Origin of the sequence: Cecembia calidifontis, from assembly GCF_004216715.1 — a bacterium.
Classification (GTDB): domain Bacteria; phylum Bacteroidota; class Bacteroidia; order Cytophagales; family Cyclobacteriaceae; genus Cecembia_A; species Cecembia_A calidifontis.
The window spans coordinates 4,158,497-4,181,869 of record NZ_SGXG01000001.1 but is presented as its reverse complement, the minus strand read 5'-3'; the positions used below and the strand labels follow the sequence as shown (position 1 = coordinate 4,181,869).

28 protein-coding genes are annotated in these 23,373 nt (G+C 37.0%); 18 read left to right on the top strand and 10 right to left on the bottom strand.

Features of this window, described 5'->3' with window-relative positions; genetic code table 11:
* Window position 1 precedes the first annotated feature (1 nt).
* From BC751_RS18005 to BC751_RS17950, 12 genes are all read left to right on the top strand, one after another.
* The gene (locus tag BC751_RS18005) at window positions 2–1,276 is read left to right on the top strand and encodes a YaiO family outer membrane beta-barrel protein (RefSeq protein WP_130276841.1); all 1,275 of its coding nucleotides are present in this window, start codon (window positions 2–4) and stop codon (window positions 1,274–1,276) included.
* A 186-nt stretch (window positions 1,277–1,462) separates the two neighbouring features.
* A complete protein-coding gene (locus tag BC751_RS18000) occupies window positions 1,463–1,819 on the top strand; it encodes a response regulator transcription factor (RefSeq protein WP_130276840.1) in 357 nt (118 codons plus the stop codon).
* Window positions 1,820–1,920: 101 nt separating this feature from the next.
* Window positions 1,921–3,027 (top strand): HEAT repeat domain-containing protein, encoded by a 1,107-nt coding sequence (locus tag BC751_RS17995; RefSeq protein ID WP_130276839.1) that lies wholly within the window; start codon window positions 1,921–1,923, stop codon window positions 3,025–3,027.
* The gene (locus tag BC751_RS17990) at window positions 3,027–4,442 is read left to right on the top strand and encodes a glycosyltransferase family 2 protein (RefSeq protein ID WP_130276838.1); all 1,416 of its coding nucleotides are present in this window, start codon (window positions 3,027–3,029) and stop codon (window positions 4,440–4,442) included. The genes BC751_RS17995 and BC751_RS17990 overlap by 1 nt, the downstream gene beginning before the upstream one ends.
* 13 nt (window positions 4,443–4,455) lie before the next feature.
* Window positions 4,456–5,724 (top strand): YaiO family outer membrane beta-barrel protein, encoded by a 1,269-nt coding sequence (locus BC751_RS17985; protein ID WP_130276837.1) that lies wholly within the window; start codon window positions 4,456–4,458, stop codon window positions 5,722–5,724.
* Window positions 5,725–5,735: 11 nt separating this feature from the next.
* Window positions 5,736–7,949 (top strand): DUF4838 domain-containing protein, encoded by a 2,214-nt coding sequence (locus BC751_RS17980; RefSeq protein WP_130276836.1) that lies wholly within the window; start codon window positions 5,736–5,738, stop codon window positions 7,947–7,949.
* A gap of 22 nt (window positions 7,950–7,971) precedes the next feature.
* The gene (locus BC751_RS17975; protein WP_130276835.1) at window positions 7,972–8,328 is read left to right on the top strand and encodes a response regulator transcription factor; all 357 of its coding nucleotides are present in this window, start codon (window positions 7,972–7,974) and stop codon (window positions 8,326–8,328) included.
* Between the two features lie 53 nt (window positions 8,329–8,381).
* Window positions 8,382–8,648 carry a DUF3253 domain-containing protein gene (locus tag BC751_RS17970; protein ID WP_130276834.1) on the top strand — a complete coding sequence of 89 codons (267 nt, stop codon included), beginning with the start codon at window positions 8,382–8,384 and terminating at the stop codon, window positions 8,646–8,648.
* A gap of 35 nt (window positions 8,649–8,683) precedes the next feature.
* Window positions 8,684–9,337, top strand: a complete 654-nt coding sequence (gene msrA / locus BC751_RS17965) for a peptide-methionine (S)-S-oxide reductase MsrA (protein WP_130276833.1) — start codon at window positions 8,684–8,686, stop codon at window positions 9,335–9,337.
* A gap of 62 nt (window positions 9,338–9,399) precedes the next feature.
* Window positions 9,400–9,903 (top strand): DUF4920 domain-containing protein, encoded by a 504-nt coding sequence (locus BC751_RS17960; protein ID WP_130276832.1) that lies wholly within the window; start codon window positions 9,400–9,402, stop codon window positions 9,901–9,903.
* Between the two features lie 79 nt (window positions 9,904–9,982).
* Window positions 9,983–10,336, top strand: coding sequence for a hypothetical protein (locus BC751_RS17955; RefSeq protein WP_242617523.1), 354 nt, complete (start codon window positions 9,983–9,985; stop codon window positions 10,334–10,336).
* 3 nt (window positions 10,337–10,339) lie between these two features.
* Window positions 10,340–10,579 (top strand): hypothetical protein, encoded by a 240-nt coding sequence (locus BC751_RS17950; RefSeq protein WP_130276830.1) that lies wholly within the window; start codon window positions 10,340–10,342, stop codon window positions 10,577–10,579.
* A 27-nt stretch (window positions 10,580–10,606) separates the two neighbouring features.
* On the opposite strand, the gene BC751_RS17945 is transcribed toward BC751_RS17950, so the two are convergent.
* The gene (locus BC751_RS17945) at window positions 10,607–11,500 is read right to left on the bottom strand and encodes an HAEPLYID family protein (protein WP_130276829.1); all 894 of its coding nucleotides are present in this window, start codon (window positions 11,498–11,500) and stop codon (window positions 10,607–10,609) included.
* A gap of 250 nt (window positions 11,501–11,750) precedes the next feature.
* On the bottom strand, window positions 11,751–12,035 hold the full coding sequence (locus BC751_RS17940; RefSeq protein WP_242617522.1) for a hypothetical protein: 285 nt from the start codon (window positions 12,033–12,035) through the stop codon (window positions 11,751–11,753).
* A 352-nt stretch (window positions 12,036–12,387) separates the two neighbouring features.
* On the opposite strand from BC751_RS17940, the gene BC751_RS17935 reads away from it, so the two are divergent.
* Window positions 12,388–12,792 carry a DUF983 domain-containing protein gene (locus tag BC751_RS17935; RefSeq protein WP_130276827.1) on the top strand — a complete coding sequence of 135 codons (405 nt, stop codon included), beginning with the start codon at window positions 12,388–12,390 and terminating at the stop codon, window positions 12,790–12,792.
* 61 nt (window positions 12,793–12,853) lie between these two features.
* Here the strand turns inward: BC751_RS17935 and BC751_RS17930 are convergent, their stop codons facing one another.
* A complete protein-coding gene (locus BC751_RS17930) occupies window positions 12,854–14,254 on the bottom strand; it encodes an alkaline phosphatase (protein ID WP_130276826.1) in 1,401 nt (466 codons plus the stop codon).
* 134 nt (window positions 14,255–14,388) lie between these two features.
* Here BC751_RS17930 and BC751_RS17925 point away from each other — a divergent pair, with 134 nt between their 5' ends.
* From BC751_RS17925 to BC751_RS17910, 4 genes are all read left to right on the top strand, one after another.
* The gene (locus BC751_RS17925) at window positions 14,389–14,772 is read left to right on the top strand and encodes an alkyl hydroperoxide reductase (protein ID WP_130276825.1); all 384 of its coding nucleotides are present in this window, start codon (window positions 14,389–14,391) and stop codon (window positions 14,770–14,772) included.
* A complete protein-coding gene (locus tag BC751_RS17920) occupies window positions 14,769–15,128 on the top strand; it encodes a DoxX family protein (protein ID WP_130276824.1) in 360 nt (119 codons plus the stop codon). The genes BC751_RS17925 and BC751_RS17920 overlap by 4 nt, the downstream gene beginning before the upstream one ends.
* 7 nt (window positions 15,129–15,135) lie before the next feature.
* Window positions 15,136–15,498 (top strand): DUF2237 family protein, encoded by a 363-nt coding sequence (locus BC751_RS17915; protein WP_130276823.1) that lies wholly within the window; start codon window positions 15,136–15,138, stop codon window positions 15,496–15,498.
* Between the two features lie 65 nt (window positions 15,499–15,563).
* Window positions 15,564–16,076, top strand: a complete 513-nt coding sequence (locus tag BC751_RS17910) for a hypothetical protein (protein ID WP_130276822.1) — start codon at window positions 15,564–15,566, stop codon at window positions 16,074–16,076.
* On the opposite strand, the gene BC751_RS17905 is transcribed toward BC751_RS17910, so the two are convergent.
* The 6 genes from BC751_RS17905 to BC751_RS17880 form a co-directional block, all read right to left on the bottom strand.
* Window positions 16,077–17,318 carry a glutamate-5-semialdehyde dehydrogenase gene (locus BC751_RS17905; protein WP_130276821.1) on the bottom strand — a complete coding sequence of 414 codons (1,242 nt, stop codon included), beginning with the start codon at window positions 17,316–17,318 and terminating at the stop codon, window positions 16,077–16,079.
* Window positions 17,311–18,390, bottom strand: a complete 1,080-nt coding sequence (proB, locus tag BC751_RS17900; RefSeq protein ID WP_207226970.1) for a glutamate 5-kinase — start codon at window positions 18,388–18,390, stop codon at window positions 17,311–17,313. Before proB ends, BC751_RS17905 begins: the two co-directional genes overlap by 8 nt.
* 94 nt (window positions 18,391–18,484) lie before the next feature.
* Window positions 18,485–19,495, bottom strand: coding sequence for a magnesium/cobalt transporter CorA (gene corA, locus BC751_RS17895; RefSeq protein WP_130276820.1), 1,011 nt, complete (start codon window positions 19,493–19,495; stop codon window positions 18,485–18,487).
* On the bottom strand, window positions 19,492–19,866 hold the full coding sequence (locus BC751_RS17890; protein WP_130276819.1) for a response regulator: 375 nt from the start codon (window positions 19,864–19,866) through the stop codon (window positions 19,492–19,494). Before BC751_RS17890 ends, corA begins: the two co-directional genes overlap by 4 nt.
* Window positions 19,867–20,056: 190 nt before the next feature.
* Window positions 20,057–21,685, bottom strand: coding sequence for a chaperonin GroEL (gene groL / locus BC751_RS17885; protein WP_130276818.1), 1,629 nt, complete (start codon window positions 21,683–21,685; stop codon window positions 20,057–20,059).
* A gap of 42 nt (window positions 21,686–21,727) precedes the next feature.
* Entirely contained in the window at window positions 21,728–22,006 is a 279-nt protein-coding gene (locus tag BC751_RS17880; protein WP_130276817.1) for a co-chaperone GroES, read from the bottom strand.
* A gap of 218 nt (window positions 22,007–22,224) precedes the next feature.
* Here BC751_RS17880 and BC751_RS17875 point away from each other — a divergent pair, with 218 nt between their 5' ends.
* Complete coding sequence (locus BC751_RS17875; RefSeq protein WP_130276816.1) at window positions 22,225–22,932, top strand: hypothetical protein; 708 nt, start codon at window positions 22,225–22,227, stop codon at window positions 22,930–22,932.
* Window positions 22,933–22,999: 67 nt separating this feature from the next.
* On the opposite strand, the gene secG is transcribed toward BC751_RS17875, so the two are convergent.
* On the bottom strand, window positions 23,000–23,371 hold the full coding sequence (gene secG, locus BC751_RS17870) for a preprotein translocase subunit SecG (protein WP_130276815.1): 372 nt from the start codon (window positions 23,369–23,371) through the stop codon (window positions 23,000–23,002).
* Window positions 23,372–23,373 lie beyond the last annotated feature (2 nt).

Sequence of the window (23,373 nt, the reverse complement as noted above, 5' to 3'; positions counted from 1 at the left end):
AATGAAAATCAGAGTCATTTATTTAATAATTGGCCTTTTTATCTCATGCGCATTTTATTCTGAATCAAATGCACAAAAGATTGATTCCGATAGTTTACTTTTTACCGCTTTGGAAATTGCCAAGGAGGGAAAAGACAGGTCGAAAGCCATCGCCATGGCAAAGCTGGGCATACAGGAGGCCCCTGATTATTTGGATTTCCATTTGTTATTGGGCAGACTTTATAAAGAAGAAGGTCAGGTTGACAGTGCCCGGTATTTTCTTCATTATGTAATTGATCACAATCCTGCTTATAAAGATGCCTTCAGTTATCTTTTGGGCTTGGAATATGAAGAAAGAAATATCCAAGAAGGGCTTAATATGGCAGATAATGCGATCAGAGAATATCCAAATGAAGAAAGGTTTTACACCTTTAAGCATGCTTTTTTACAATTGCAGCGTGATGAGCGAGTTGAATTTGATTTTCTAAAGTCCGCTATAAAACAATTCCCCGATCAATCCTCATTTCGTCAAAGGTTGAATTTATTGGAAAACCGGCTGGACAATGATAGAATAGGTACTCACTATAGTTTGACACTTTTTGATAGGGATGCTGTTGGTCCTTGGCATTTGACGGGCTTGCAATATATCAGGGAACGTAGATGGGGCTCTTTAATTGGAAGGGTAAATTATGCTAACCGATTGAGTTCCGGAAGTACCATCGATTCAGGTTTTCAATATGAATTAGAGTCTTACTTTTTTACGGGAAGGAGATCGTATTCTTATGTGGGATTGGCATATAGCCCGAGCCTTGTGTTTCCAGAGCAACGATACGGCTATTCTTTCTTTCAAAATCTTGACAAAGGCTGGGAATGGGAAATTGGCGGAAGGTTTACATCTGTGGTGCCACCGGAAGGGAGAAGGGATTTTAGGTCTCTGATATTTGGTCTTGGTAAATATGTGGGTTCCTGGTGGATCAACCTCCGGTCTTTTATACAAAATGAGGATACCCAATATTATCCTGCATTTACATTGACTTCACGATATTATTTGAATACGAGATTTGATTATTTCACTATGATTGCAGGTTACGGGACCTCTCCGGACGAAAGGCAGACTTTAGGACAGTTCGAAAACCGTGTTGCTTTGGATTCCTGGAGGGTAGGGGGAGGTTACTTCCGTTTACTTGGCGAAAAGTTTGTAACTGGAACGCAGGTGATGTACAATTACCAGGAATACCATCCGGGAAGAACCCAACAGGAACTGGAATTTTCCTTGGTTTTTCAAATGATTTTCTAAGACCTTAATTTTGAAAAAAATATAGTTATTCTCATGATAAAGCATGAAATAAATAAATTATAAAGGTTAAAAAGTTTAATTCATGTTGATATCACCTAACTTTGGCAGAAGAAATAAAATATTAAGGTTCATACCCAATACTGCTTGAACTTTATCGGGTATAAGTAAATTTTACAATCATCATTAATGAAGAAGATTTTACTAATAGAAGATGATGAACTGATTTTGAAAATGCTTCAATTCAAGCTTAAAAAGGAAGGTTTTCAAGTTTTTATTGCCAAAGATGGTGATTCTGGGATCAAAGCAGTACATGAAATCAAACCTGATCTTGTGGTTACAGATATAATGGTCCCATTTAAATCTGGATTAGAAATTACATACCTCGTAAAAAAGAGTTATCCCGAGTTACCTGTTATCGTACTTTCTGCATTAGGTGAAGAGGAAAATTCAGTTCAGCAAGCCTTCAAATTGGGTGCTAGTGATTTTATTTCCAAGCCTTTTAATCCAAATGAATTAGCTTTTCGTGTAAAAAGATTTATTTAATCTTGATTTTTTAGGTTTTTCTGTAACTTTTTGTTTTTCATACTTTTGTTTACATTTGATAATTGTTTGAATAATAAATTATTCTTTTTGAATCTTATTAAATGAAATTGATGCTGATTGATTTTTCATTTGTAGAAAATGGTATTTTATCCATTTATGGAGTATTGTTCATTTTATTTTTTGGATTATTAACTGCATCAATTTTTCTCACGCTTCAATTTCAAATAAAAAGGAATTACATAAAGAGGAAAAGAGAGAAAATTAAATTTGAAATCTATGACTTTTTCTCTGAATTGGTTTTTTCAGATGACCAATCCGAATACCACTATGACAATCAAATTCAAAATTTCAAGCAAAAAATACCGGTAGATGCGTACTGGTGTAAAGATCTTTTGTTATACAATATTATCAATCTTGCTAAAAATTTTAAAGGGGAGCAGTATAACCGGCTTCTCGCCATAACATTTAAGTTTGGTCTTATGGATTATATCCATAGTCTTTTATCATCAGGTTTTTGGTATATGAAATCCAAAGGAATCTATTTTCTAAAGGAACTAAATTATTATCAATCAGCAGAATCGATTTTTCCTTTTATTTTTTCGAAACAAGCAAATTTGAGATTTCCTGCTTTATTAGGTTATATTTCTCTGGCTAAAAAGAATCCATTGGATGTTATTAAGGAATATTCCAATAGCCTTTCGCCGCTGGAAATGATAAGCTTGATGGATGTTATCAAAAAAAGAAAATTAAAAAAACCAGATAACTTAAAAAATTGGTTAAGCTTAAAGGAGGATACACTTTTAATATTTGCATTAAAATTAGTGTCTTATTATAATGATTTGGATTCGGCCCCAGAGGTGATGAACTTGATTGATAATCCGAATCAACGTGTTAGAAATGAGGTTTTTAAATCCATTGGGAAACTTTTGCTTTTTGAGGCAGAAGAAGTTTTAATAAAATCATTTTATCACGAAAATGATCAAAACCAAATTGAAATCATTAGAACCCTGAAAGAAATAGGTGGGCAGGATACTATTGAATTTCTTTATTATATCTTGACACTAAAAAGGTCTTCGGAAGTAAAAATGGCAGCAATGAATGCATTAAAGGCTTTGGATAAAAACTTTTCAAAAATCAATTTTCTAGAAGATAAAAAATTGGATTTAATGAAAAAACATGTTGAAGATAGATATTTAGAGAACTCTTGATGATTATTGAAGATATTTTAAAAAACTTCGAAGGCTTTGTTATTGTGTATGCCTCGATCTATATTCTTATTTTTATTTTGATGGCGTTTGTCTCTTTTTTTGCTATCAAAATATACAATAATGCTAAGTACACTATTAAAGATGATGTTTTAGTTAATTCAAATGATATGGTGGGAGTTTCCATTGTTGCTCCAGCATTCAACGAGGAACTGAATATAGTCTATAACGTCAAATCTTTATTGTCATTAAATTATCCCAATTATGAAGTAGTTATAGTAAACGATGGGAGTACAGATAGTACCCTGCAAAAGCTTATTGATGAATTTGAGCTTGTAAAAGTCAATTTTTTTTATGAAGAAAAAATTAAAACGAAACCGGTGAGAGCTCATTATAAATCCACTAATCCTATTTATTCAAAATTATTGGTGGTTGATAAGGAAAATGGGAAAAGTAAAGCAGATGCATCAAATGCCGGGATCAATTCTTCAAAATTCCCCTTGTTTCTATGTACTGACGTTGATTGTATTTTGAGAAACGATACAATTTTAAAACTTGCTAAGCTATTCATGGGCAATAAAGAGAGGGTGATTGCAGCTGGGGCTGCCATTCGAGCTTCAAACTCATGTGAAGTAAAAGATGGTTTTTTGGTCAAAATTCACTATCCTAAAAATTGGTGGGCGTCTTTTCAGGAAATTGAGTATGTCAGGTCTTTTCTTTTAGGTAGAATGGCCTGGAGTCAAGTTAATGGTCTATTATTGGTTTCAGGAGGTCTCGGAATGTTTGATAAAGAGATAGCAATAGAAGCTGGAGGTTACTGGGCCAAGTCATTAGGGGAGGATATAGAGTTGATTACCCGTATGAGAAAAGTCATGAGTAGAAGAAAAGAGAAATTCAGGATAGTTTATATACCAGAGTCCCTTTGTTGGACCGAAGTACCAGCTTCTTTAAAATCATTTTGGAGACAACGAGTAAGATGGGGGAGAGGATTGGCCCAGACACTTTTTATTCATAGATCGATGATTTTTAACCCTAAATATGGAGTGACTGGATTGGTTTTGTTGCCATATTACCTAATTTTTGAGTTTTTGGTCCCAATTATTGAATTACTAGGGTTAATAGGGATAGTTTTGGGATTCATATTTTTGGAAATCAGTTTTTTAGGAGTTTTTAAGATGGTATTTTTGGTATATTGTTTTTATTTGCAGATTACAATTCTCTCTGTCTTATGGGACCAATGGATTTATGGTCATTATTCAAATTTGAAGGAAATGTTGCATCTCCTTATAAAAGCAATCCTAGAACCTTTTATTTACCATCCATTTAGCTTGTTTGCTTCGTTAAAAGGATATTTGAATTTCTTGCTTAAAAAAGAACATAAATGGGGAGTTATGCTGAGACAAGGTTTTACCAGGTAATTAATTTAGAAAAATGAGGTTGTTAATTTTATTTTTTTCCGCTTTGCTTTCTACTATGTTTATTAATCCAATAAACGCTCAGGTTATAGATGCAGATAGTTTACTTTTTGCTGCAATTGAAAAGTCAAAAACACCTTCTACAAAGCAAGAGGCAATAATTATGGGTAGGATTGGGATTAAAGAATTTCCTGATTATCTGGATTTTCATCTTCTCCTTGGTAGAATATACAAAGAACAAAATCGCTTTGATAGTGCAAGATTTTTTTTGAACCATGTTATTGAAAAAAATCCAAATTATAATGACGCATTTTATTTACTATTAAACTTGGAATTCATTGAAAAAAATAGTTTGGAAGGTTTAAGGATTTCAAATTATGCAATTGCCTGTTTTCCTGATGATGTTAAATTGTATTCTTATAAGCTTTCATTTTTTCAATTAGAAAAAGATGAAAGAAAAGAATTTGATTTTTTGAAGCTTGCAATAAAAAAGTTTCCAACTGAATCGTTGTTTAGACAAAGGATGAACATGCTCGAAATGAGGTTTGATAATGACCGGATAGGCGTAAATTATAGTTTAACGCAATTTAATAGGGAAGAGGTTGGTCCTTGGCATTTAATAGGAGTTCAGTACATATATGAGAGAAGGTGGGGGTCATTAATTGGACGTATGAACCATGCAAATCGGCTTAGTGCCGGCAATACTATAGATTCAGGTTATCAGCTTGAGCTCGAATCTTACTTTTTTACTGGAAAAAAGTCTTATTCTTATGTGGCTGCAGCTTACAGTCCAAGTTTGGTTTTCCCTGAATACAGATTTGGCTATTCTTTTATCCAAAATTTAAAGAATGGTTGGGAGTGGGAAGTTGGAGCGCGTTACAATTCTGTAATACCTCCTGAGGGAAGAAGAAACTTTAGGTCTCTAATTATTGGTGGAGCAAAGTATGTGGGGTCTTGGTGGCTAAGTTTAAGATCATTTGTTCAGAATGAAAATGATCAAATCTTTCCCGCTTTCACATTTTCAAGCCGATACTATATGGAATCTAGATTTGATTACTTCTCTATAATTGCTGGATATGGAACCTCACCTGATGAAAGGACCACTTTAGGACAATTTGAAAACAGGATAGCATTGGATTCTTGGCGAATAGGTACAGGGTATAATAGACGAGTAGGGAAAAGATATATAACGGGGATGCAGTTATTGTATAATTACCAAGAATATGCCCCTGGAAGAACTCAACATGAATTGGAATTGTTCTTTAGTTTACAGTTTAAGCTTTGAAATTTAAACTCATGTTAAAAAGACTAATATTATTGATAGTCTTGGTTTCAATTTTTGCTGTTGAAGCGAAATCTAAAACAGATAGTGCGTTGTTTTCTAATGAAAGTTTGCCGAAGACCATTTATGCAAATGAAGAGCATTTATTATTGGCGGAAGAACTCAAATCATTTTTAGAGGAAGCAATTAAAAGTGAAGTTGAAATAATTAAAGGCATAAGTGATAGGGATAAGCCAGGTATTTATTTAATCTCTGAACCTAAAATTTTCGAAAATAGTGCCTATTACTATGCTTTTAAATCAACATACAATACTATTAAACTTATAGGTAGAGGTAATAAAGAACTGGAATATGCGCTTTTTTCATTTTTGGAGGAACTTGGCTTGAGAATGTACCAGCCCTATGAAGTTTTCTATCCAAATATAGGGGCAATAAATTTCCCTAAAAATTCAGTGAAATTTTATAAGCCTTCTTTTAATTATCGGGCTTTATTTTATCCGGCTTCTTATGATGAATTGTTTAGGAGATGGCATAAGTTGGATTGGCACCTTGAAGATTTTGGAATATGGGGACATACTTTTGATAAACTGATTTCCCCACAAAAATTCTTTGAATCCCATCCTGAATTTTTTGCCTTTTACGAGGGGTCAAGGAGATATGAGTCTCTTTGTATGACCAATAATAAAGGTTTTCAGGTATCATCTTTATCTCTGAAAAACATTTTGAAAACTACGCCTGATTCTAGGTTTTATTCTATAAGCCAAAATGATGATTTGGTCTATTGTGAATGCCTTAGGTGTGAATCCTTGAATAAAAAATATGGGTCTCCTTCTGGAAGTCTCTATTTTTTCTTGAACAGGCATGCAAAAATACATCCAAAGAATGAATTTGTAACATTGGCATATCTCCATACCTCAGATCCTCCAAAAGGGATTTTTCCTCAAAAAAATGTTACAACTCTTTATTGTCCAATTGAAATGAACAGGGGAATGGCTATTAACTCAGATCCTAGAAGCGAGTTGTTCAGGGCAAGGATCAAAAATTGGAAAGCTTTCAATCCCAACCTTTTTTTATGGGATTATACAGTTCAATTTACTCATTACCTTTCACCTTTCCCGAACATACATACTTATCAGGATAATCTGAAATTTTACGAAGAACATGGGGTTTTGGGACTATTTTTACAGGGGTATGCAGATGTTCCTGGAGATTTTGTTGAATTAAGACAATATTTATTGAGCAAACTTCTTTGGAACAATAGTTTGGATATGGACCTATTGACCAAAGAGTTTTTAGAGTATTTTTATGGACCTGCACATGATTACGTCTGGGAGTATTTAAAACTTTTGAAAGAAGCACAAGAAGAATCAAATCGGTTTTTGGACATTTATTCGGGGCCCGTTCAAAAAACAAATGATTTTTTGTCACCTTTTTGGATGGATCAATTTGATAAAATTATATCTAAAGCGGAAAATGCTGTTGAAAACATCCACCCCTTTTATGAAAGGGTTGATAAAATCAGGCTCGGTTTAGAGTATGTATATTTTGAACAGGCCAAATATTATGGGAAAGAAAGATTTGGGATGTTTAAATGGATTGAAAACGAATGGAAAGTGCCTGAAAGTTTGACTTCAAGGGTCAAAAATTTTGTCAGCAAATGTGAAGAACTTGGGATTTATGAATTTGGAGAAGGAGGTTTCACCCCTCAACAATATTATAAGAATTGGATCTCTTTGGCAAATAACGGCATAGTTGATCACTTAGGGATAGGGATAGAAGGGCATTGGTTAACGGAACCAGCGGCTGAATATAATCCAAAAGGCTTTTCAGGATTAGTAGATGGAATTTACGGTTCTGAGGATTTTAATATTGGTTGGACAGGTTGGTACGGAGATGATGCCGTTCTCATCTTCCATACTAAGAAAAAGAATATTCAGTTTGTAGAATTTAGCTTTTTAAATAATCAAAGGCACTGGATTTTCCCTGCTAAATCTGTTTTGATTGAGGGTTTTCAAGATGGAAAATGGACATTGATACAAAGAGAGATTTTACCCGAAGTTGAAGAAGATTTTGAAATAAAAAGTCAAAAAATTCAGGTTACTTCAGAAAATTTAAATAAATTTGAAATACTAAAAATTGTAGTGGAAAATCAAAAAAGTGTACCTGAATGGAGAAAAAGAACTGGAAAGAGACCATTACTTATGATTGATGAAATAGTATTTCGATAATTCTTTTTTTACTGATTAAAATATGAAAAAAATTTTGTTTGCTGATGATGATGAACTTATCCTGAAGATGATTGCATTTAAGTTGAGACAGGAAGGATATTCCGTAGCGATCGCAAAAGATGGTAATGAGGCAATGGAATGTTTTAATACTGAAAAGCCTGATATTGTACTTACGGATATAATGATGCCTTATAAATCAGGTTTGGAAGTTACCCAATTGGTAAAAAAATCTGAACCTGAAATACCGGTAGTAATTCTTTCTTCATTAGGTGAAAATGGTAATACAGTCAAAGAGGCTTTTGATTTAGGGGTCAGTGATTTTGTATCAAAACCTTTTAATCCTAAAGAGCTCATGCTTCGAATACGAAGGCTTGTTTAAATTTTGATAAGAGCTGTTTAGGGGAATTTCAAGAAAATTCCCTTTTTTGTTTTATGGATAAAGAAAAAAGAGATGATACTATTCTGGAGATTGCCATTATGGAAATGGGCAGGATGAGAAAAGGAGCTTCTTTTTGTCCATCCGAAGTGGTGAGATGGTTGTACCCTCAGGATTGGCGTTTTTTTATGGATGAAATCAAACAGGAAATGATGAAATTGTACAGGGAAGGAAAAATATTGGTTACCCAAAAAGACAAAGCGGTGGATCCTGCAATTCTCCCGAAAGGACCAGTGAGAATAAAAGTGATAAAACTTCTCTAAAAGTTTTCTGTTTAATATGAAATTGAGGTAATGTTATGAAATACCTGTATGTTCTTATCCTACTAATTTCAACCATGAATACGGCCTGTGCACAAGGTCCGTCAAAAAAAGAAAAAGCGATGCAAGATTTACCAAAAACAGTGGTAGAAGTGCCCCAAGGTTTGGAAATAGCCACTTTGGGTGCTGGTTGCTTCTGGTGTACAGAAGCCATTTATCAAAACCTTAAAGGTATTGAGCAGGTAAAGTCAGGGTACAGTGGAGGCCATGTACAAAACCCCTCTTACAAGCAAGTAACCACAGGTACCACGGGGCATGCAGAGGTAATACAGTTTTATTATGATCCCAAAATCATTTCTTTTGAAGAAATCCTTGAAATTTTCTGGTCTACCCATGATCCAACGACACTCAATAGGCAAGGCGCCGATGTAGGCCCTCAGTACCGTTCGGCTGTTTTTTTTCATTCGGACGAGCAAAAGGAGCTGGCGGAGTTTTATAAGAAAAAATTAAATGAATCCGGAGCTTTCAATAAGCCCATAGTTACGGAAATTACTCCATTTAGTAATTTCTATGTAGCAGAAGACTATCACCAAAACTATTACAATGACAATGGTATGCAGCCTTATTGTCAGTTTGTTATCAGACCAAAACTTGAAAAATTCAAAAAAGCTTTCGCCGAAAAATTAAAATAACAGTATTTCAGGTGGTTTTGGAGAAGAGTTCCATTCTGATTAGTTTTGAAAAAAAACCTACTATGAGAAATTTATTCATTTTCAGCCTGTGTTCTGTTCTGGTTTTAGCAGCTTGTTCCGGAAATCAATCAGATAAGTCTAGTGAGTCAGCAGATAAAGCCGCGCTACCTACCGGTAAATTTGGAGAGGAAATCAATGATTCAGATTTTGTTTCTTTGCATCAATTGGTTTCAGCTCTAGAGGAGTCAGAAGAATTTACCGGAAAAGTTAAAGGAGAAATCAAGGAGGTTTGTTCCATGAAGGGCTGCTGGATGACCATTGACCTGCCAAATGGCCAAACTATGAGGGTAACTTTCAAGGACTATGGATTTTTTGTTCCTAAAAACTCTCAGGGTTATCCTGTAATTATAGAAGGAGTAGCCACCAAAAAAGTCACAGATGTAGCTACTTTGAAGCATTATGCTGAGGATGCAGGAAAATCTCAGGAGGAAATAGATGCCATTACTTCTCCCAAGCAGGAATATGCATTTGAGGCAATTGGTGTGATCATTCAGGAAAATGCGTAAACCCCTTTTACGGATTCTTGTTTTTTTGACTTTGATAGGGTGGAGTGGCTGTAGCCAAAAGACCGAATCCGAGGTCAAAATGGCAAACAGATTTCCAAATGAAGATGCACCTTTGGCCCTCTTGATGCGTGAAATGTTTTCAGACATGGAGGAAATCAAATACAGCATCGAAAGAGGGGATGAAATTAAGGCATATTTGAAAAAGCATTCAGAACTATTGCATGCTAGGCCAACCAATCCACAAGTGAAGACTGCGACTTTTGAGCTTATGGGTTCAGCCTATTTGGAAAGTTTAAAAATGTTGGAAGAAAGCCCTAAAGCTTTGTTGCAGGATAATTTCAAAATGGTAATTCAGACCTGTTTGGGTTGTCATCAGCAATACTGTCCGGGACCTATCAAAAGAATTAATTTATTGAACAAAGAAGCCTCTTAATTTATGGCAATAGCTTTGGATAATTTGCGAGTTGGTAGATTTTATGAATTCACCAATCAGGGTGAAAAGAGAAGATTGGAAATTCTGGCAAGACTTTCATCCGATAATTTTAAAGTTAGGGATGTTGATACCACCGAGGTTTATACCATGGAAGAACTATTAAGATGGGGGAAAGGAAAAGACTATGAACTTGAGGAAATAATTGGCTTAGAAGGAAGAGGAATAGTTCCCAAGCAGTTTTAAAAAAAGTGTCCTACTTATTGCTCTATTTTAATGGAATGTTCTAAATCCAGGTTCATAGATGATCCTCACAAAAGAGCTTAAACTTTCCCTTTCTCTATTGATTGGGATACCAGTAACAATTCCTATCATCAGATTTTCAGCCAATCCAACGCGCATCTGCGGCCTCAGAACGGTTTCCAATTTGCCATGATAGATTTCTTTATTGATTTCTACACCGATAAAGTTTCTCGTTCCCGTGATCATATAGTGAAAATTGGTGTGGATTTCATAGGTTAACTCCCTGCGCTGATTAAATTCTTTTTCAATTCTTGGACCTGTATAGACAAGGGTATGGTAATTCATACCCCATCGCTTGGCTGCGACAAAGAATGGATTATAGATATTTCCTTTAAAAAGATCCCCTTTTCCCAGTTTATTCAGGTCCACAAATTCGAATTCGTGGATATAACCCAAGGCCAAGGTTGTTTTTGCTTTTTCTGATACCAAGAAAGACCATTGAGTAGCCATTTTGAGGGATTCTACTCTATTGGAGGGTCTTTCAAGATCACTCGGCAGACTTCCACGGGTACTGTATAAAGTTACAGGAACTTCAATCTCAAAACCAAGCCGGTCAACAGGTGCCCATTCATATTCCACCAAAGCTTCATATTTATCAAAATCCCTTTTGTCAAACATGCCAAAACCTATATTCCATTCTTTTTCTCCTTTTCTGGCACCAAGATCCCTGATTAAGTCAATGTACAAAGGCTCGGCATGTAGGACTTTTGGTTTTTGGTTAGGTTTCGCTTCCTCAAATTCCTGAAGAAACAAACTGTCTAAAATTGCCCTTTCTATTTTCAAACTATCAATCTCATCTTGGGCATGTGCCTCGATCCCAATTGAAATAAGGAGGAGAACTGTCCAAATTCTAGTTATTTTCATTTTGAAGGATATTTTTATTTTCAGATTCACCCTAGTCAGATAAAGACCATGAGAATTTTTTGAAGATTATTACTTTCTTTTTTTCAGGATTGTTACACCAAATCGCTCCAAAATCTATTTGTTCTTAAAGACAGGAGAATTAAGTCAAAGAATAATCCCATTATAAGACTAAATCTTAACTCACGAATAGTCTATTTAAAATATTGATAATCAATATTTTATAATTATAATGAAAATTAAGATAAAGAGCTTAAAGTATTTGGATTAAACGCGGGGGAGGGGCGTTTACATCCATTTCCAAGGATTTAAAAAGTTTGGAATAGTACTCAGAATAAGCAGATAGGCTATAATTATTTTTTTTTAAACAAGTAGAGATCTTAGAAGGAAGGTTTAATTTTATGTCTGAAATTTTCTTTTTCTCATGAGGTATATCAGTGTCAGGAATGGTTTCTTCATCCATGTCCAAAACAAATTCCAAAACCAGTTCTGCCAGAGAATCTATAGGGTCATGATGAGGTAAAAGCGTAGAATCCATTACCGAAGCATGATAAAAATTTGCTGTGAGATTGATAAAGTTGAACAGCAAAGTGAATATTACAAGCCTTGAAAGTATACTTCTTTTCAGTCTTACCAACATGATCCAAAATTATACAAATTTTGGTGATTTATTTATGCTGGCCTGGTTTCTATGACTAAACAAATGATAAAAATTAGGGGGCTTCTTTTATGTAAAATTGGTTTTCGACATGGTTTAAATTAGAGAAAAATGCGGTTTTTCCCTTCCCAAAAGTTCAAAAAAAGAAAGAACAATTGGGTCTTCAATAGTGATTTTGATCACTAATTAGATAAAAATTATCCGTATTTTAGCGTATTGTTTGTTGAAAAGTATGAAGAACAAAAGTTTAGGGGCAGCTATGCTCCAAGGTAAGTGTCCACGGTGCCGAGAAGGAAGCATATTCCCTACAGGGATATTTAGCTACAGGAAACTGACAGAAGTAAACCATAAATGTCCCAATTGCAATGCTGTGCTGACCCCGGAACCTGATTTTTTTTATGGAGCGATGTACATTTCTTACGCGTTTTCAGTTGCCTTGATGGTTACAGTTTTTACTGCAATCAATGTTTTGGTAGATCACGCGCCATTATCGACCTATTTGATTACTATCATCATCAGTAATGCCTTGCTTTTGCCTCTTATGTTGAGGTATTCGAAAGTATTATACCTTTACTGGCTTGGGAAACTGAAATATGATCCCGAAAAGGTAAAGTCTAGTCAAAATGGAATCAGGTAGCATGATTGCTACCTGATTCTTTTAAAGGTAAAATCTATTATATTTTGTTGCCGACCAATATTTAGACAAAAAGCCCCCTCTCAGCTCCACAAGCCTCCAACATGAAATTATGCAATTCAAAATTGCGGACAAAACCGGTCAATTTTTCACTTCCAGGTCCAAACATGGCCAATTCTACATGGTCAGCAGAATGGTTGGTTCCTGCCCATTGTACAGAGGTATAAACTGACTGCATTCTTGCCAATTGATGAAACGGAAGATTGGCAGGGTTATAAAGTCCATCAGCTCCTACTTTGTAAGATTCCAAAATAACTTCAGCTTCTTCTTTTTTTAGGGGTATTTGTTGGTATTCCATAAAAATCTCCCTGACTTTTTCTGCACTAAAATCAGGATTGATCTGGTTTAAAATCCATTCATTGGAAGCTTTGGTTTCATAGAGGCGCTCAAAATTTTTATTTGCCTGATTTCCGTAAAAGAGACCAGGGTTGGAATTACCATGGTCAGTAGTAATTATGACCAGGGTGTCTTTATTATTTTGGGCAAAATCCATGGCCACTTTGACAGACTCGTCGAAATCCAACTGGTCATAGAGTAGGGCGGGGGCATCATTCCCATGTGCAGCCCAGTCCACTTTGCCTCCTTCTACCTGCATGACAAACCCATTAGGGTTTTTGCTCAATAGCTCTATTGCCTTTTGGGTCATTTCCGCCAAAGAGGGAACGGTTTGCCTTAAATTGGCATCATTGATCCGGTCGATGGCATAGGGTAGACCTTCCTCGGCAAAAATTCCCATGATGGGTTTGTCGCCTTTAGTTTTCTTTAATTCTTCTGAATTCCTAACCAAATCAAACCCCGTTTGTCTATAAGCTTCAAAAAGATCCCTTTGGTCTGCTCTTTTTTCAGGGCTGAAATAATTGGCACCTCCACCTAGCATGACGTCAAATCTCAACTTCAAATAGTCTTCCGCAATCTCAGGCATGGCATTTCTACTGCCATTATTAACACAAAAGGAAGCGGGAGTAGCATGTGTGATCTGAACACTCGTCACGCATCCGACTGCTTTGCCCATGGACTTGAATTTTTGCAATATCGGGACAGGACGTTCTCCCTTGGGTCCAATATTGAGCGCGCCATTTCTAACCCTCATGCCTCCACCCCAGGCAGATCCTGCTGCTGCCGAATCAGTAATGAATGAATTGGCGGAAGCAGTATCCATCAGTGCCCTTTTTACCATATTGGTTTCATAGAGATTGATCCATGTAGAGGGTTTCCCATATTTGTGCCGCATGAGGATATCAGCCATATTCATTGTCCCTGAACTCATTCCGTCACTGACCAAAAAGATGATATTTTTGGCAACACCGATATTTTTTTGATGAGTAGCCAATGCTGGATATGAGCCAAATGCTCCCAATCCTAAGGTTGTCAATAACCCATTTTTAAAGAAATCCCGTCTTTTCATATTTATTTTGTTGTAGTTGCTTGAAATAAGATGCCCAATTTAAGGGCTTCAATTTCTTCAAAGTTAAAATAAGGATTAGCATATTGTTACCAATTCATTATTAAACCAATGGTTGCAAAAGGTGTTATACTGGCATGAAATTAACACTAAGGTTGGCAGCGATCTATAATTTGTTATGGGGTGCATGGGTGGTGCTTTTCCCTCAGCAATTCTTTTTCTTGACAGGCATGGACCCTATCAATCACCCCATGGTTTGGCAGGGCATGGGCATGGTCATAGGGGTTTATGGTTTGGGATATTGGTGGGCAAGTTTTGATCCACTAAAGCATTGGCCCATTGTTGCTGTTGGTTTCTTGGGGAAAATATTTGGACCAATTGGCTTTCTTTACAATTACCTTATGGGAAATGTACCCCTAAGTTTTGCTTATACCCTCATAAGCAATGATCTGATATGGTGGATTCCTTTTTTTATTATTTTAAAAAATGTTCATTGTCAGACCAAATGGGCACTAAAATGAAAAAAAATCTATTGAAATTGGTTTTAGCGGTATTCTTTATAGTGGCAGGGATAAATCACTTTATCAATCCACAGTTCTATTATCCCTTGATTCCTGATTACCTTCCTTTCCATGGTTTCATCAATTATTCTTCTGGCATTTTGGAAATAATCTTGGGTGCTGGGCTCATATTTACAAAAACCTCAGCCTGGGGAATTATTATTTTGTTGGTTTTATTCATTCCCTCTCATGTATATTTCGTACAAATTGGGAGTTGCGTGGATGGGGGACTCTGTGTACCGGAATGGGTGGCCTGGGTCCGGTTAGTGATTATCCACCCAATTCTCATATTGTGGGCATGGTTGTTTACAAAATAAAGAAATAATGGCAAAAAATGTGTTTGGAGAAAATTTGATTCCCTGTAGCACAGCTCCCATGACTGGTTTCTACAGAAATGGTTGTTGTGAAACAGGTCCGGATGATTTAGGGACTCATACGGTATGTGCAGTGATGACGGATGAATTTTTGGAATTCAGTCTCAGTAGGGGAAATGATCTGATTACCCCAAGGCCAGAGTATGCATTTCCAGGCCTTAAGCCAGGGGATAAGTGGTGTCTATGCGCCAGTAGATGGATGGAAGCTTATCAGGCCGGTGTGGCTCCTTTGGTAGTATTGGAAGCAACTCATGAAAAAACTTTGGATTACCTGCCCTTAGGTGAATTGGTGAAGTTTGCTGCGAAGAAATAATAAACAGAAAGGTTAGTTTTTGTTTTTGTTTTCTTTATTTTTGATCTAACCAAAAAATAATTTTTATGAGATTCTTTGTTGTGCCATTGCTGGCTACAATTCTTTTTCTCAATACCAGTTACGGACAGGAGGCTTTTAAGAGAAAGACGATTTATGGAGAATTCTTGGGGGCAGGTGGACTGGCTTCTATCAATTTTGATTACCGGTTTGGGAAAAATCCTGAAGGTTTTGGAATCAGAACTGGAATAGGTTATTTCCAATGGAACAATTCCTCTTTGGTAAGCATACCGGTGATTGGCAATTACCTACTAGGGAAGAATGGTAAATATCTTGATCTTGGAATTGGAGCTAGAATAGGATATGAAACAATGGTATATGAGGAGCCAATTAATCCAGATCAACATTTTGAAGAAGGCTTTAGAGTAGGGGCTCCCATTTTAAATATTGGATATAGATATCAGCCTCTTAAAGGAGGTTTTAATTTTAGAGCAGGTTTTTCTCCTTATATAAATATCTATACAAATGGTGGATCTGATATTTTTTGGATGCCACACCTCTCTTTCGGCTATACATTTTAATCAGACCCTTATTTGGCCATTACCCTTTATCACCCACTTATAAGAGGTCAGTTCTTTCAAGGCCATTGGACCTCTGGCATGTAATTTTTGTGTGCTGATTCCAATCTCTGCCCCTAAGCCAAATTGATTGCCATCTGTAAACGCCGTTGATGCATTGGCATAAACAGCAGCGGCATCCACTTCATTCAAAAACCTTTCGATATTCAATGGGCTCTCGGAAATGATAGCTTCACTATGATGCGAGCTGTATTTAGCAATGTGATCCAAAGCTTGGTCCAAGTTTTCTACTGTTCGGATCGCCATTTTCAAGGACAGGAACTCAGTTCCAAAGTGTTCAGGTGAGGCTTTTTGTATCAAAGGGTGGGAGGGAAGTGCATTGAAAGCTTTATTGTCTGCAAATAGGATAACCTCTTTTTCCAACAGGGGTTGGACAAGTAGGGGCGAATCATCCAAACGGCTTTCGTGGATAATCAAGCAATCCAAGCTATTGCATACACTTGGTCTTCGGGTCTTGGCATTGAGGATGATCGATTTTCCTTTTTCCAAATCTGCTGTTTCATCAAAATAAGTATGTACTATTCCTGCACCTGTTTCAATGACCGGAACTTTGGAGTTAGAGCGGACGAAATCAATCAATCCCTGACTTCCTCTAGGTATGATTACATCTACATATCCCACAGCTTCCATTAAAGCCTGTGCGGCTTTTCTGTCAGGTGGAAGTAACTTATAGGCATCGGTGGGAATTCCATTTTGCTCCAAGGACTCATGGATCACTTTCATGATGGCCCTATTGGAGTGATCTGCATCTGAACCACCTTTGAGGACCAGGGCATTTCCGGACTTTAGCGCAAGACAAAATACATCATAGGTTACGTTAGGCCGGGCTTCATAAATAATACCTAAAACACCAAGTGGCACAGTGATTTTTCGAAGTTCCAGTCCATTATCAAGGGATCTTTTTTCCAATTCAAGTCCCAAAGGACTTGGTAGGTTTTTTACCTGAATTACCTCTTTCAAAATGGCAAGGATTCTCTCTTCTGTCAACAATAACCTGTCATATTTTGGATCTTTGGGATCCATTTTGGCAAGGTCTTCCTTATTGGCATCCAATATATCAGGAATAGCTTTTTTACTAAGTATAACCAAATCATCCAAAGTGCCCTGGATTTGCTTTTCGGTCACTTGGTTCAATTTCCTGGCAGCGTTTTTTATTGCTTTAAAAATTATTTCAAAATCAATCATGGGTAAAAAGATAAAGGTAATCGTAATGGATAATAGGTTTCTGGTTTTTTAAGCCGATTTTTTCTGTCAATGATTTGATGCCATATTCTGCTCTTCCAAGGCCGATGCGGTTACCGGCCTCATCTATAATCCTTAGAATATCACCTTTTTCAAAATCGCCCGAAAATGAAATGACTCCCACGGGGAGAAGGCTGCTGATCTTTTGGGAAAACAATGCTTTTTTTGCTCCTTCGTTGATCTTGATTTCCCCTTTATAGTATTGTTCCCCATGGGCCAACCATTTTTTTGGGCTATGCTTGACAGGAGAAGGTTCAAAGTGGGTACAAATGGCATTTCCATCCAGGATGTCATCTAAAACCCCTTCTTTTTTACCATTGGCAATAAATACCCGAATCCCTAAGTTGGCAGATTTTTTTGCCATATTCAATTTGGTTAACATACCCCCTCTTCCAAAAGAAGATTTTCCTGCCTGAATATATTGGGATAAATCCAGTGATTTTGAGTCAACATGATGAATAAGTTCCGAATCAGGATGATCCGGAGGTCCTGTGTAGATGCCGTCTACATTGGTCAACAAAATGAGGGTATCTGCATTGATCATGGCAGCAGTAAGGCTGGCCAATTCATCATTGTCAGTAAACATCAATTCTGTGATAGCCACTGTATCATTTTCATTGATTACAGGAATTATTCCCTGAGAAAGCAATCCCTCTATACAATTTTTCATGTTGAGGTAATGCTTTCTGTCCCTGAAATCCTCTTTAGTGACTAAAATCTGGGCAATGGCAAAGCCTAAATCAGCAAACAGGTTTTGATAGGTGTTAATCAGGGCAATTTGCCCATTGGCTGCCCAAATTTGCTTTTTGAGTACTGGATTGGTCTTTTCCGGTAATTTTAAGTTTTTTCTTCCAAAGGCAACTGCTCCTGATGTGACCAAAATTACCCTTATTCCTTTATTTTTTAATGAGGCAACCTGCACGCAAAGCGACTTTATCCTTAAAAAATCAGGCATTCCAGACTCTTGAGTGATCACATTGGATCCGATTTTTATGACGCAGGTTTGCAAAGGAATTGCTGTTTGATTGTTAAAATTTAACAAAATTAACCTTTCTGTTGAAAAAACGCTAAAATTACCTGTATTTAATGGGTTCAAAAAAATGTGGTGTTTAGAACCACCTTTTCCTCTTAAAGTAAAAGACCATTATGATCGAAATACCAAGAAATATGATCCAAGTAAACCAATAGCCATATTTCCATTTCAATTCCGGCATGTATTCAAAATTCATCCCATAGACCCCCGCCAAAAAAGTTAAGGGTATAAAAATCGTAGCAATAATGGTTAGTGTCTTCATCACATCATTTTGTCTCAGGGATATGTTAGTCATGAAGATTTCGACAAGTGTAGTGATAGACTCTCTTTGCATCTCCAGGTTATCCATGATTTGAACAGATTGCTCATATATGTCATTGATGAAAGGCAGGGTTCTCCTTTTGATAAGAAAGGATTCAGTCTTTTTGAGGGTAGAAAGCAATTCTCTTGTGGGCCAAATTACTTTTTTGAGAAGCTGGATGGATTTCCTTTGGGTGTAAATTTCCCCAAGTCTTATTTTTTTGTCTTCATTGATGATTTTTTCTTCAAGGACCTCAATTTGATCGGTAATTTTCTCCAAAATGGCGTAGTATTCATCTACAATTGCATCCAGAAGCGTATAGGCAAAGTAATCTGTTCCATGCTTTCGGATTTTTCCGGATGGATTCTCCAGTCTGGATCTAATGCCGTCAAAAACATCATACTTGTTTTCCTGAAAGGAGATCACATAGTTTTTTCCAATAACTATACTGATTTGTTCAGTCTCCAGATCAACAATTTCTGTTCTGGTGTATAGCATTTTGACCACAATAAGTATAAAATGATCGAAAACCTCCACTTTTGGCCTTTCTTGGGTGTTGAGGATATCTTCCAATGCCATGCTGTGAATATCAAAAATAACTTTGATCTCATTCAGAAGATCTAAGTTGTTCAGAGAGGTGACGTTGAGCCAAAACTTATGTTCCTGTTCCAAAAATGGGGGGATTTGGCTTAAATCGGTAATGTGGTGTTTTTCAAAATGACCCTCGCCGAAGCAGATCAATTCTAAACTAATAGGGTTATCATTTATTGGAGATAAATCCGTCATAGAATGCTTTTCATTTTCTCAATGGTGAGGGGTTTTTCCAAAAATGCTTCCACGATATTGTATGAGAGCGCCTTTTGTCTGTCCTGAAAATCGATTGAGCTTGAGAGTACTACAATCTTATCATTACGATCCTGAAATTTTTCCATATAAAAATTCAAAAAATCCCAACCGTTCATTACAGGCATATTGATATCCAATAAGATTAATATTTTGCTGTCTTTGCTGAAATCTTTGATGCGGTCCAAGGCATTCTCTGCTTCCAAAAATTCTTCTACTTGATCGGCTATATGCAATTTGCTTATCAACCTCTTGTTGATTAAGTTATTGACAGGGTCATCATCTACAAGAATAATGGACTGATAAATAGCCATGGGCAATGGTTTCACAAAAAGAAAAGCGAAATTTTTTTGAATCCAATATCAAATATATGGAATTAACGTCAGGATGGTATCCATATGATATTGATTTCTTCAAAAAATCTACTGAATTAGTAGGTTTGTCATCTTTTAAAATTAAAAAGGGAGCAAATCGCTCCCTTTATTTATCTGGATGGTCTTGAGATTACATCATTCCGCCCATTCCTCCGCCGCCCATAGGTGGCATAGCTGGAGTATCTTCTTTCACGTCAGCTACCACACATTCGGTAGTCAACAGAAGGGCTGCAATGGATGCTGCGTTTTCCAAGGCCAATCTTGTCACTTTAGTTGGGTCGATTACACCGGCCTCAAATAAGTCTTCGTATACGTCTGTACGGGCATTGTAACCAAAGTTCCCTTTGTTTTCTTTGATTTTGTTAACCACTACAGAACCTTCACCTCCGGCGTTTTCAACAATAGTTCTCAATGGTGCCTCGATAGCCTGTCTTACGATATTGATACCTGTATCTTGGTCATCGTTGTCACCTTTGAGATTATCCAAGGCAGAAGATGCTCTTACCAAAGCAACACCACCACCTACTACTACACCTTCTTGTACAGCAGCTCTGGTAGCATGTAGGGCATCATCTACTCTATCTTTTTTCTCTTTCATTTCTACTTCAGTAGCTGCGCCTATGTACAGGATGGCTACCCCGCCTGACAATTTGGCCAATCTTTCCTGAAGCTTTTCTCTGTCATAGTCAGAGGTTGTTTTTTCAATTTGAGATTTGATTTCAGCAATTCTTGCCTGAATATGACTGGACTCACCCGCACCATTGACAATGGTGGTATTGTCTTTGTCGATGTTAACTTTTTCTGCAGTACCTAAGTAATCTACAGTAGCATTCTCCAATTTATAACCTCTTTCTTCAGAGATTACTGTACCACCGGTAAGAATGGCAATATCTTCCAACATTGCTTTTCTTCTGTCACCGAAGCCAGGAGCTTTAACAGCAGCTACTTTCAAGGCACCTCTGATTTTGTTTACTACCAAGGTAGCCAACGCCTCACCATCCACATCTTCAGCGATGATCAGTAATGGTTTGCCGGACTGAGCTACTGGCTCAAGGATAGGAAGCAGTTCCTTCATTGAAGAAATCTTCTTGTCGTAGATCAGGATATAAGGTCTATCCAATTCAGCTTCCATTTTCTCTGTGTTGGTCACAAAGTATGGAGAAAGGTAACCTCTGTCAAACTGCATACCTTCTACAGTTCTCACTTCGGTTTCGGTACCTTTTGCTTCTTCCACTGTGATTACACCGTCTTTGCCCACTTTGTCCATGGCATCAGCAATCATCTTACCGATCTCTTCGTCGTTGTTGGCAGAAACAGTAGCCACTTGCTGGATTTCTTTGGAGGTCGAGATGGCTTTGGAATTGGCTTTCAACTGGGCTACCACTGCCGCAACCGCCTTGTCAATACCTCTCTTTAGATCCATTGGGTTTGCACCAGCAGCTACGTTTTTGATGCCTGCATTGAAGATGGCCTGAGTCAAAACAGTAGCAGTGGTAGTACCGTCACCTGCATTGTCAGCTGTTTTGGAAGCTACTTCTTTTACCAACTGGGCGCCCATATTTTCAATTGGCTCAGCCAATTCGATTTCTTTTGCTACGGAAACACCATCTTTGGTAATGGTAGGAGCACCAAATTTTTTGTCAATGATTACGTTTCTACCTTTTGGACCCAAGGTAACTTTAACTGCGTCAGCAAGAGCATCCACACCTTTTTTCAATCTGTCTCTTGCGTTGGTATCGAAAAATAATTCTTTAGCCATTTTTTTTGTTCTTTTAAGTTTTTGATTGTTTTTGATAGATGATTAGAGAATTGCGAAGATGTCAGACTCTCTCATGATCAAGTAGTCATGACCATCTACAGAAAGTTCTGTACCGGCATATTTGCCATAAAGTACAGTGTCACCTACTTTTACAGTCAATGGTTCATCTTTTTTGCCAGTTCCTACTGCTACTACAGTTCCTCTTTGAGGCTTTTCTTTTGCAGTATCCGGGATGTAAAGTCCGGAGGCAGTTTTCTCTTCAGCTGCAGCAGGTTCTACCAGAACTCTGTCCGCAAGAGGTTGGATGTTAACTTTTGACATAATTATTAAACTTTTAAAGGTTAGTTCTAAAATGTTACACTCCCTAATAATCATTTCCTGTGCCAAATTTGATGGCAGATTTAAACATGACATAAAGGCGTAAAAAATTGTCAGTTTTGTGTCAGTCTTTGCTTTTCAAAATTGTCCTACTGTCAATTTTTCCCCACTCCTTTTTTCTTTTGTCAGTTTTTGTTAAATTTTTGCCAAAGTATGTACCTATGAAAACCTTGTCAGAAAATTGGATTACTGAAGGATGGATTGATTTTGAATATAAGAAATACGTCCTTTTGGCCTATCTCCAGCATGTGGAGTCACAATTCAAGGAAGTTAAACTCTATCCCCCTTTGGCGGAATTGATCCAACATTATTCCAAGCTAAAAACCTTTTCCGAAAATAGGGAACAACTCAAGTCTTCCTTTCCAAAAATGCTTCAAGGGCCGGATTTTCAGGAAATGAAATTAAAGTATAAGCCTTTGGTTTTTGATGACGATCTCATGCAACAATTGGAGGAAATTGTAAACTATTCCCTTCCTCAGATCAAAAAGGCTATTGAAGAAGGGAGAGGTATTTATGATTTTCTTGAACAGGAAATGTCCATAGAACCTGTTGGGCTTTCCCCCATCTATCAGAAGGAAGGTTATGCGCTTCTTTCATTTGAAAAAAGCAAAGATATCTATGTTTACAGGTACAAAGTGAACCTTTTTCAAACAAGCCTGGACTCTTTCAAGGGTATCATGATGCAGCTTGTCCATAAGGTAAGAAAAAGTATCACTCAGACCTTTGAACAGATAAAACTTGACCTTATTAAAACCTATAAAGAGCTTCCTAATCCCGCGACCTATAGGATCAACAGTCCGCATGTTATTCCTTTGCATGAGAGCTTTTTGCCTATCAGCAAAAGGTTATTGTTGAAAACGGTGGATTAGTAATTGAGAAAAAAAAGAGGCTGTCCAAAAATTAGGGACAGCCTCTTTTTTGGGAGAAGAATAGTTTTTATTCGTTTTCAGGATTGTTTTCTCCCTCTTCCTGAGCGGTATCCTCACTGCTGGAAGGAAGGAGGCTTTCAACGTCTCCAAATGTAGGATTGATAATCTGCTTTTTGGCATTTTCAATGTTTGGGGAAGTGAAATCACCGCTGTTATCTTTGCTGTAGAATGCAGCGGAAGTCAGGGACAAAACCAAAATAGCGATGGATAGAATCCAAGTAGATTTTTCAAGGATATTTCCTGTTTTGGTAACACCCATTATTTGGGACGCACTGCCCCCAAATGCTGCACCAACGCCTCCTTTGGAATCCTGAGCCAGGATAACCAAGACCAACAGAACAGCCAATACGATAATGATACTGATGAGTAAGGTAAACATAT

Excerpts from the sequence above, each read along its gene's own strand:
- BC751_RS17910 (WP_130276822.1), top strand. The coding sequence starts at position 15,564 with ATGAGATTCTTTGTTGTGCCATTGCTGGCTACAATTCTTTTTCTCAAT.
- BC751_RS17980 (WP_130276836.1), top strand. The coding sequence starts at position 5,736 with ATGTTAAAAAGACTAATATTATTGATAGTCTTGGTTTCAATTTTTGCT.
- BC751_RS17890 (WP_130276819.1), bottom strand. The coding sequence starts at position 19,866 with ATGGCTATTTATCAGTCCATTATTCTTGTAGATGATGACCCTGTCAAT.
- BC751_RS17960 (WP_130276832.1), top strand. The coding sequence starts at position 9,400 with ATGAGAAATTTATTCATTTTCAGCCTGTGTTCTGTTCTGGTTTTAGCA.
- BC751_RS18005 (WP_130276841.1), top strand. The coding sequence starts at position 2 with ATGAAAATCAGAGTCATTTATTTAATAATTGGCCTTTTTATCTCATGC.
- BC751_RS17985 (WP_130276837.1), top strand. The coding sequence starts at position 4,456 with ATGAGGTTGTTAATTTTATTTTTTTCCGCTTTGCTTTCTACTATGTTT.
- BC751_RS17970 (WP_130276834.1), top strand. The coding sequence starts at position 8,382 with ATGGATAAAGAAAAAAGAGATGATACTATTCTGGAGATTGCCATTATG.
- BC751_RS17975 (WP_130276835.1), top strand. The coding sequence starts at position 7,972 with ATGAAAAAAATTTTGTTTGCTGATGATGATGAACTTATCCTGAAGATG.
- BC751_RS17905 (WP_130276821.1), bottom strand. The coding sequence starts at position 17,318 with ATGATTGATTTTGAAATAATTTTTAAAGCAATAAAAAACGCTGCCAGG.
- BC751_RS17925 (WP_130276825.1), top strand. The coding sequence starts at position 14,389 with ATGAAATTAACACTAAGGTTGGCAGCGATCTATAATTTGTTATGGGGT.
- BC751_RS17950 (WP_130276830.1), top strand. The coding sequence starts at position 10,340 with ATGGCAATAGCTTTGGATAATTTGCGAGTTGGTAGATTTTATGAATTC.
- secG (WP_130276815.1), bottom strand. The coding sequence starts at position 23,371 with ATGTTTACCTTACTCATCAGTATCATTATCGTATTGGCTGTTCTGTTG.
- BC751_RS17920 (WP_130276824.1), top strand. The coding sequence starts at position 14,769 with ATGAAAAAAAATCTATTGAAATTGGTTTTAGCGGTATTCTTTATAGTG.
- BC751_RS17875 (WP_130276816.1), top strand. The coding sequence starts at position 22,225 with ATGAAAACCTTGTCAGAAAATTGGATTACTGAAGGATGGATTGATTTT.
- BC751_RS17940 (WP_242617522.1), bottom strand. The coding sequence starts at position 12,035 with ATGGATTCTACGCTTTTACCTCATCATGACCCTATAGATTCTCTGGCA.
- BC751_RS17955 (WP_242617523.1), top strand. The coding sequence starts at position 9,983 with ATGGCAAACAGATTTCCAAATGAAGATGCACCTTTGGCCCTCTTGATG.
- groL (WP_130276818.1), bottom strand. The coding sequence starts at position 21,685 with ATGGCTAAAGAATTATTTTTCGATACCAACGCAAGAGACAGATTGAAA.
- BC751_RS17930 (WP_130276826.1), bottom strand. The coding sequence starts at position 14,254 with ATGAAAAGACGGGATTTCTTTAAAAATGGGTTATTGACAACCTTAGGA.
- BC751_RS17935 (WP_130276827.1), top strand. The coding sequence starts at position 12,388 with ATGAAGAACAAAAGTTTAGGGGCAGCTATGCTCCAAGGTAAGTGTCCA.
- msrA (WP_130276833.1), top strand. The coding sequence starts at position 8,684 with ATGAAATACCTGTATGTTCTTATCCTACTAATTTCAACCATGAATACG.
- BC751_RS18000 (WP_130276840.1), top strand. The coding sequence starts at position 1,463 with ATGAAGAAGATTTTACTAATAGAAGATGATGAACTGATTTTGAAAATG.
- corA (WP_130276820.1), bottom strand. The coding sequence starts at position 19,495 with ATGACGGATTTATCTCCAATAAATGATAACCCTATTAGTTTAGAATTG.
- BC751_RS17995 (WP_130276839.1), top strand. The coding sequence starts at position 1,921 with ATGAAATTGATGCTGATTGATTTTTCATTTGTAGAAAATGGTATTTTA.
- BC751_RS17990 (WP_130276838.1), top strand. The coding sequence starts at position 3,027 with ATGATTATTGAAGATATTTTAAAAAACTTCGAAGGCTTTGTTATTGTG.
- BC751_RS17915 (WP_130276823.1), top strand. The coding sequence starts at position 15,136 with ATGGCAAAAAATGTGTTTGGAGAAAATTTGATTCCCTGTAGCACAGCT.
- BC751_RS17880 (WP_130276817.1), bottom strand. The coding sequence starts at position 22,006 with ATGTCAAAAGTTAACATCCAACCTCTTGCGGACAGAGTTCTGGTAGAA.
- BC751_RS17945 (WP_130276829.1), bottom strand. The coding sequence starts at position 11,500 with ATGAAAATAACTAGAATTTGGACAGTTCTCCTCCTTATTTCAATTGGG.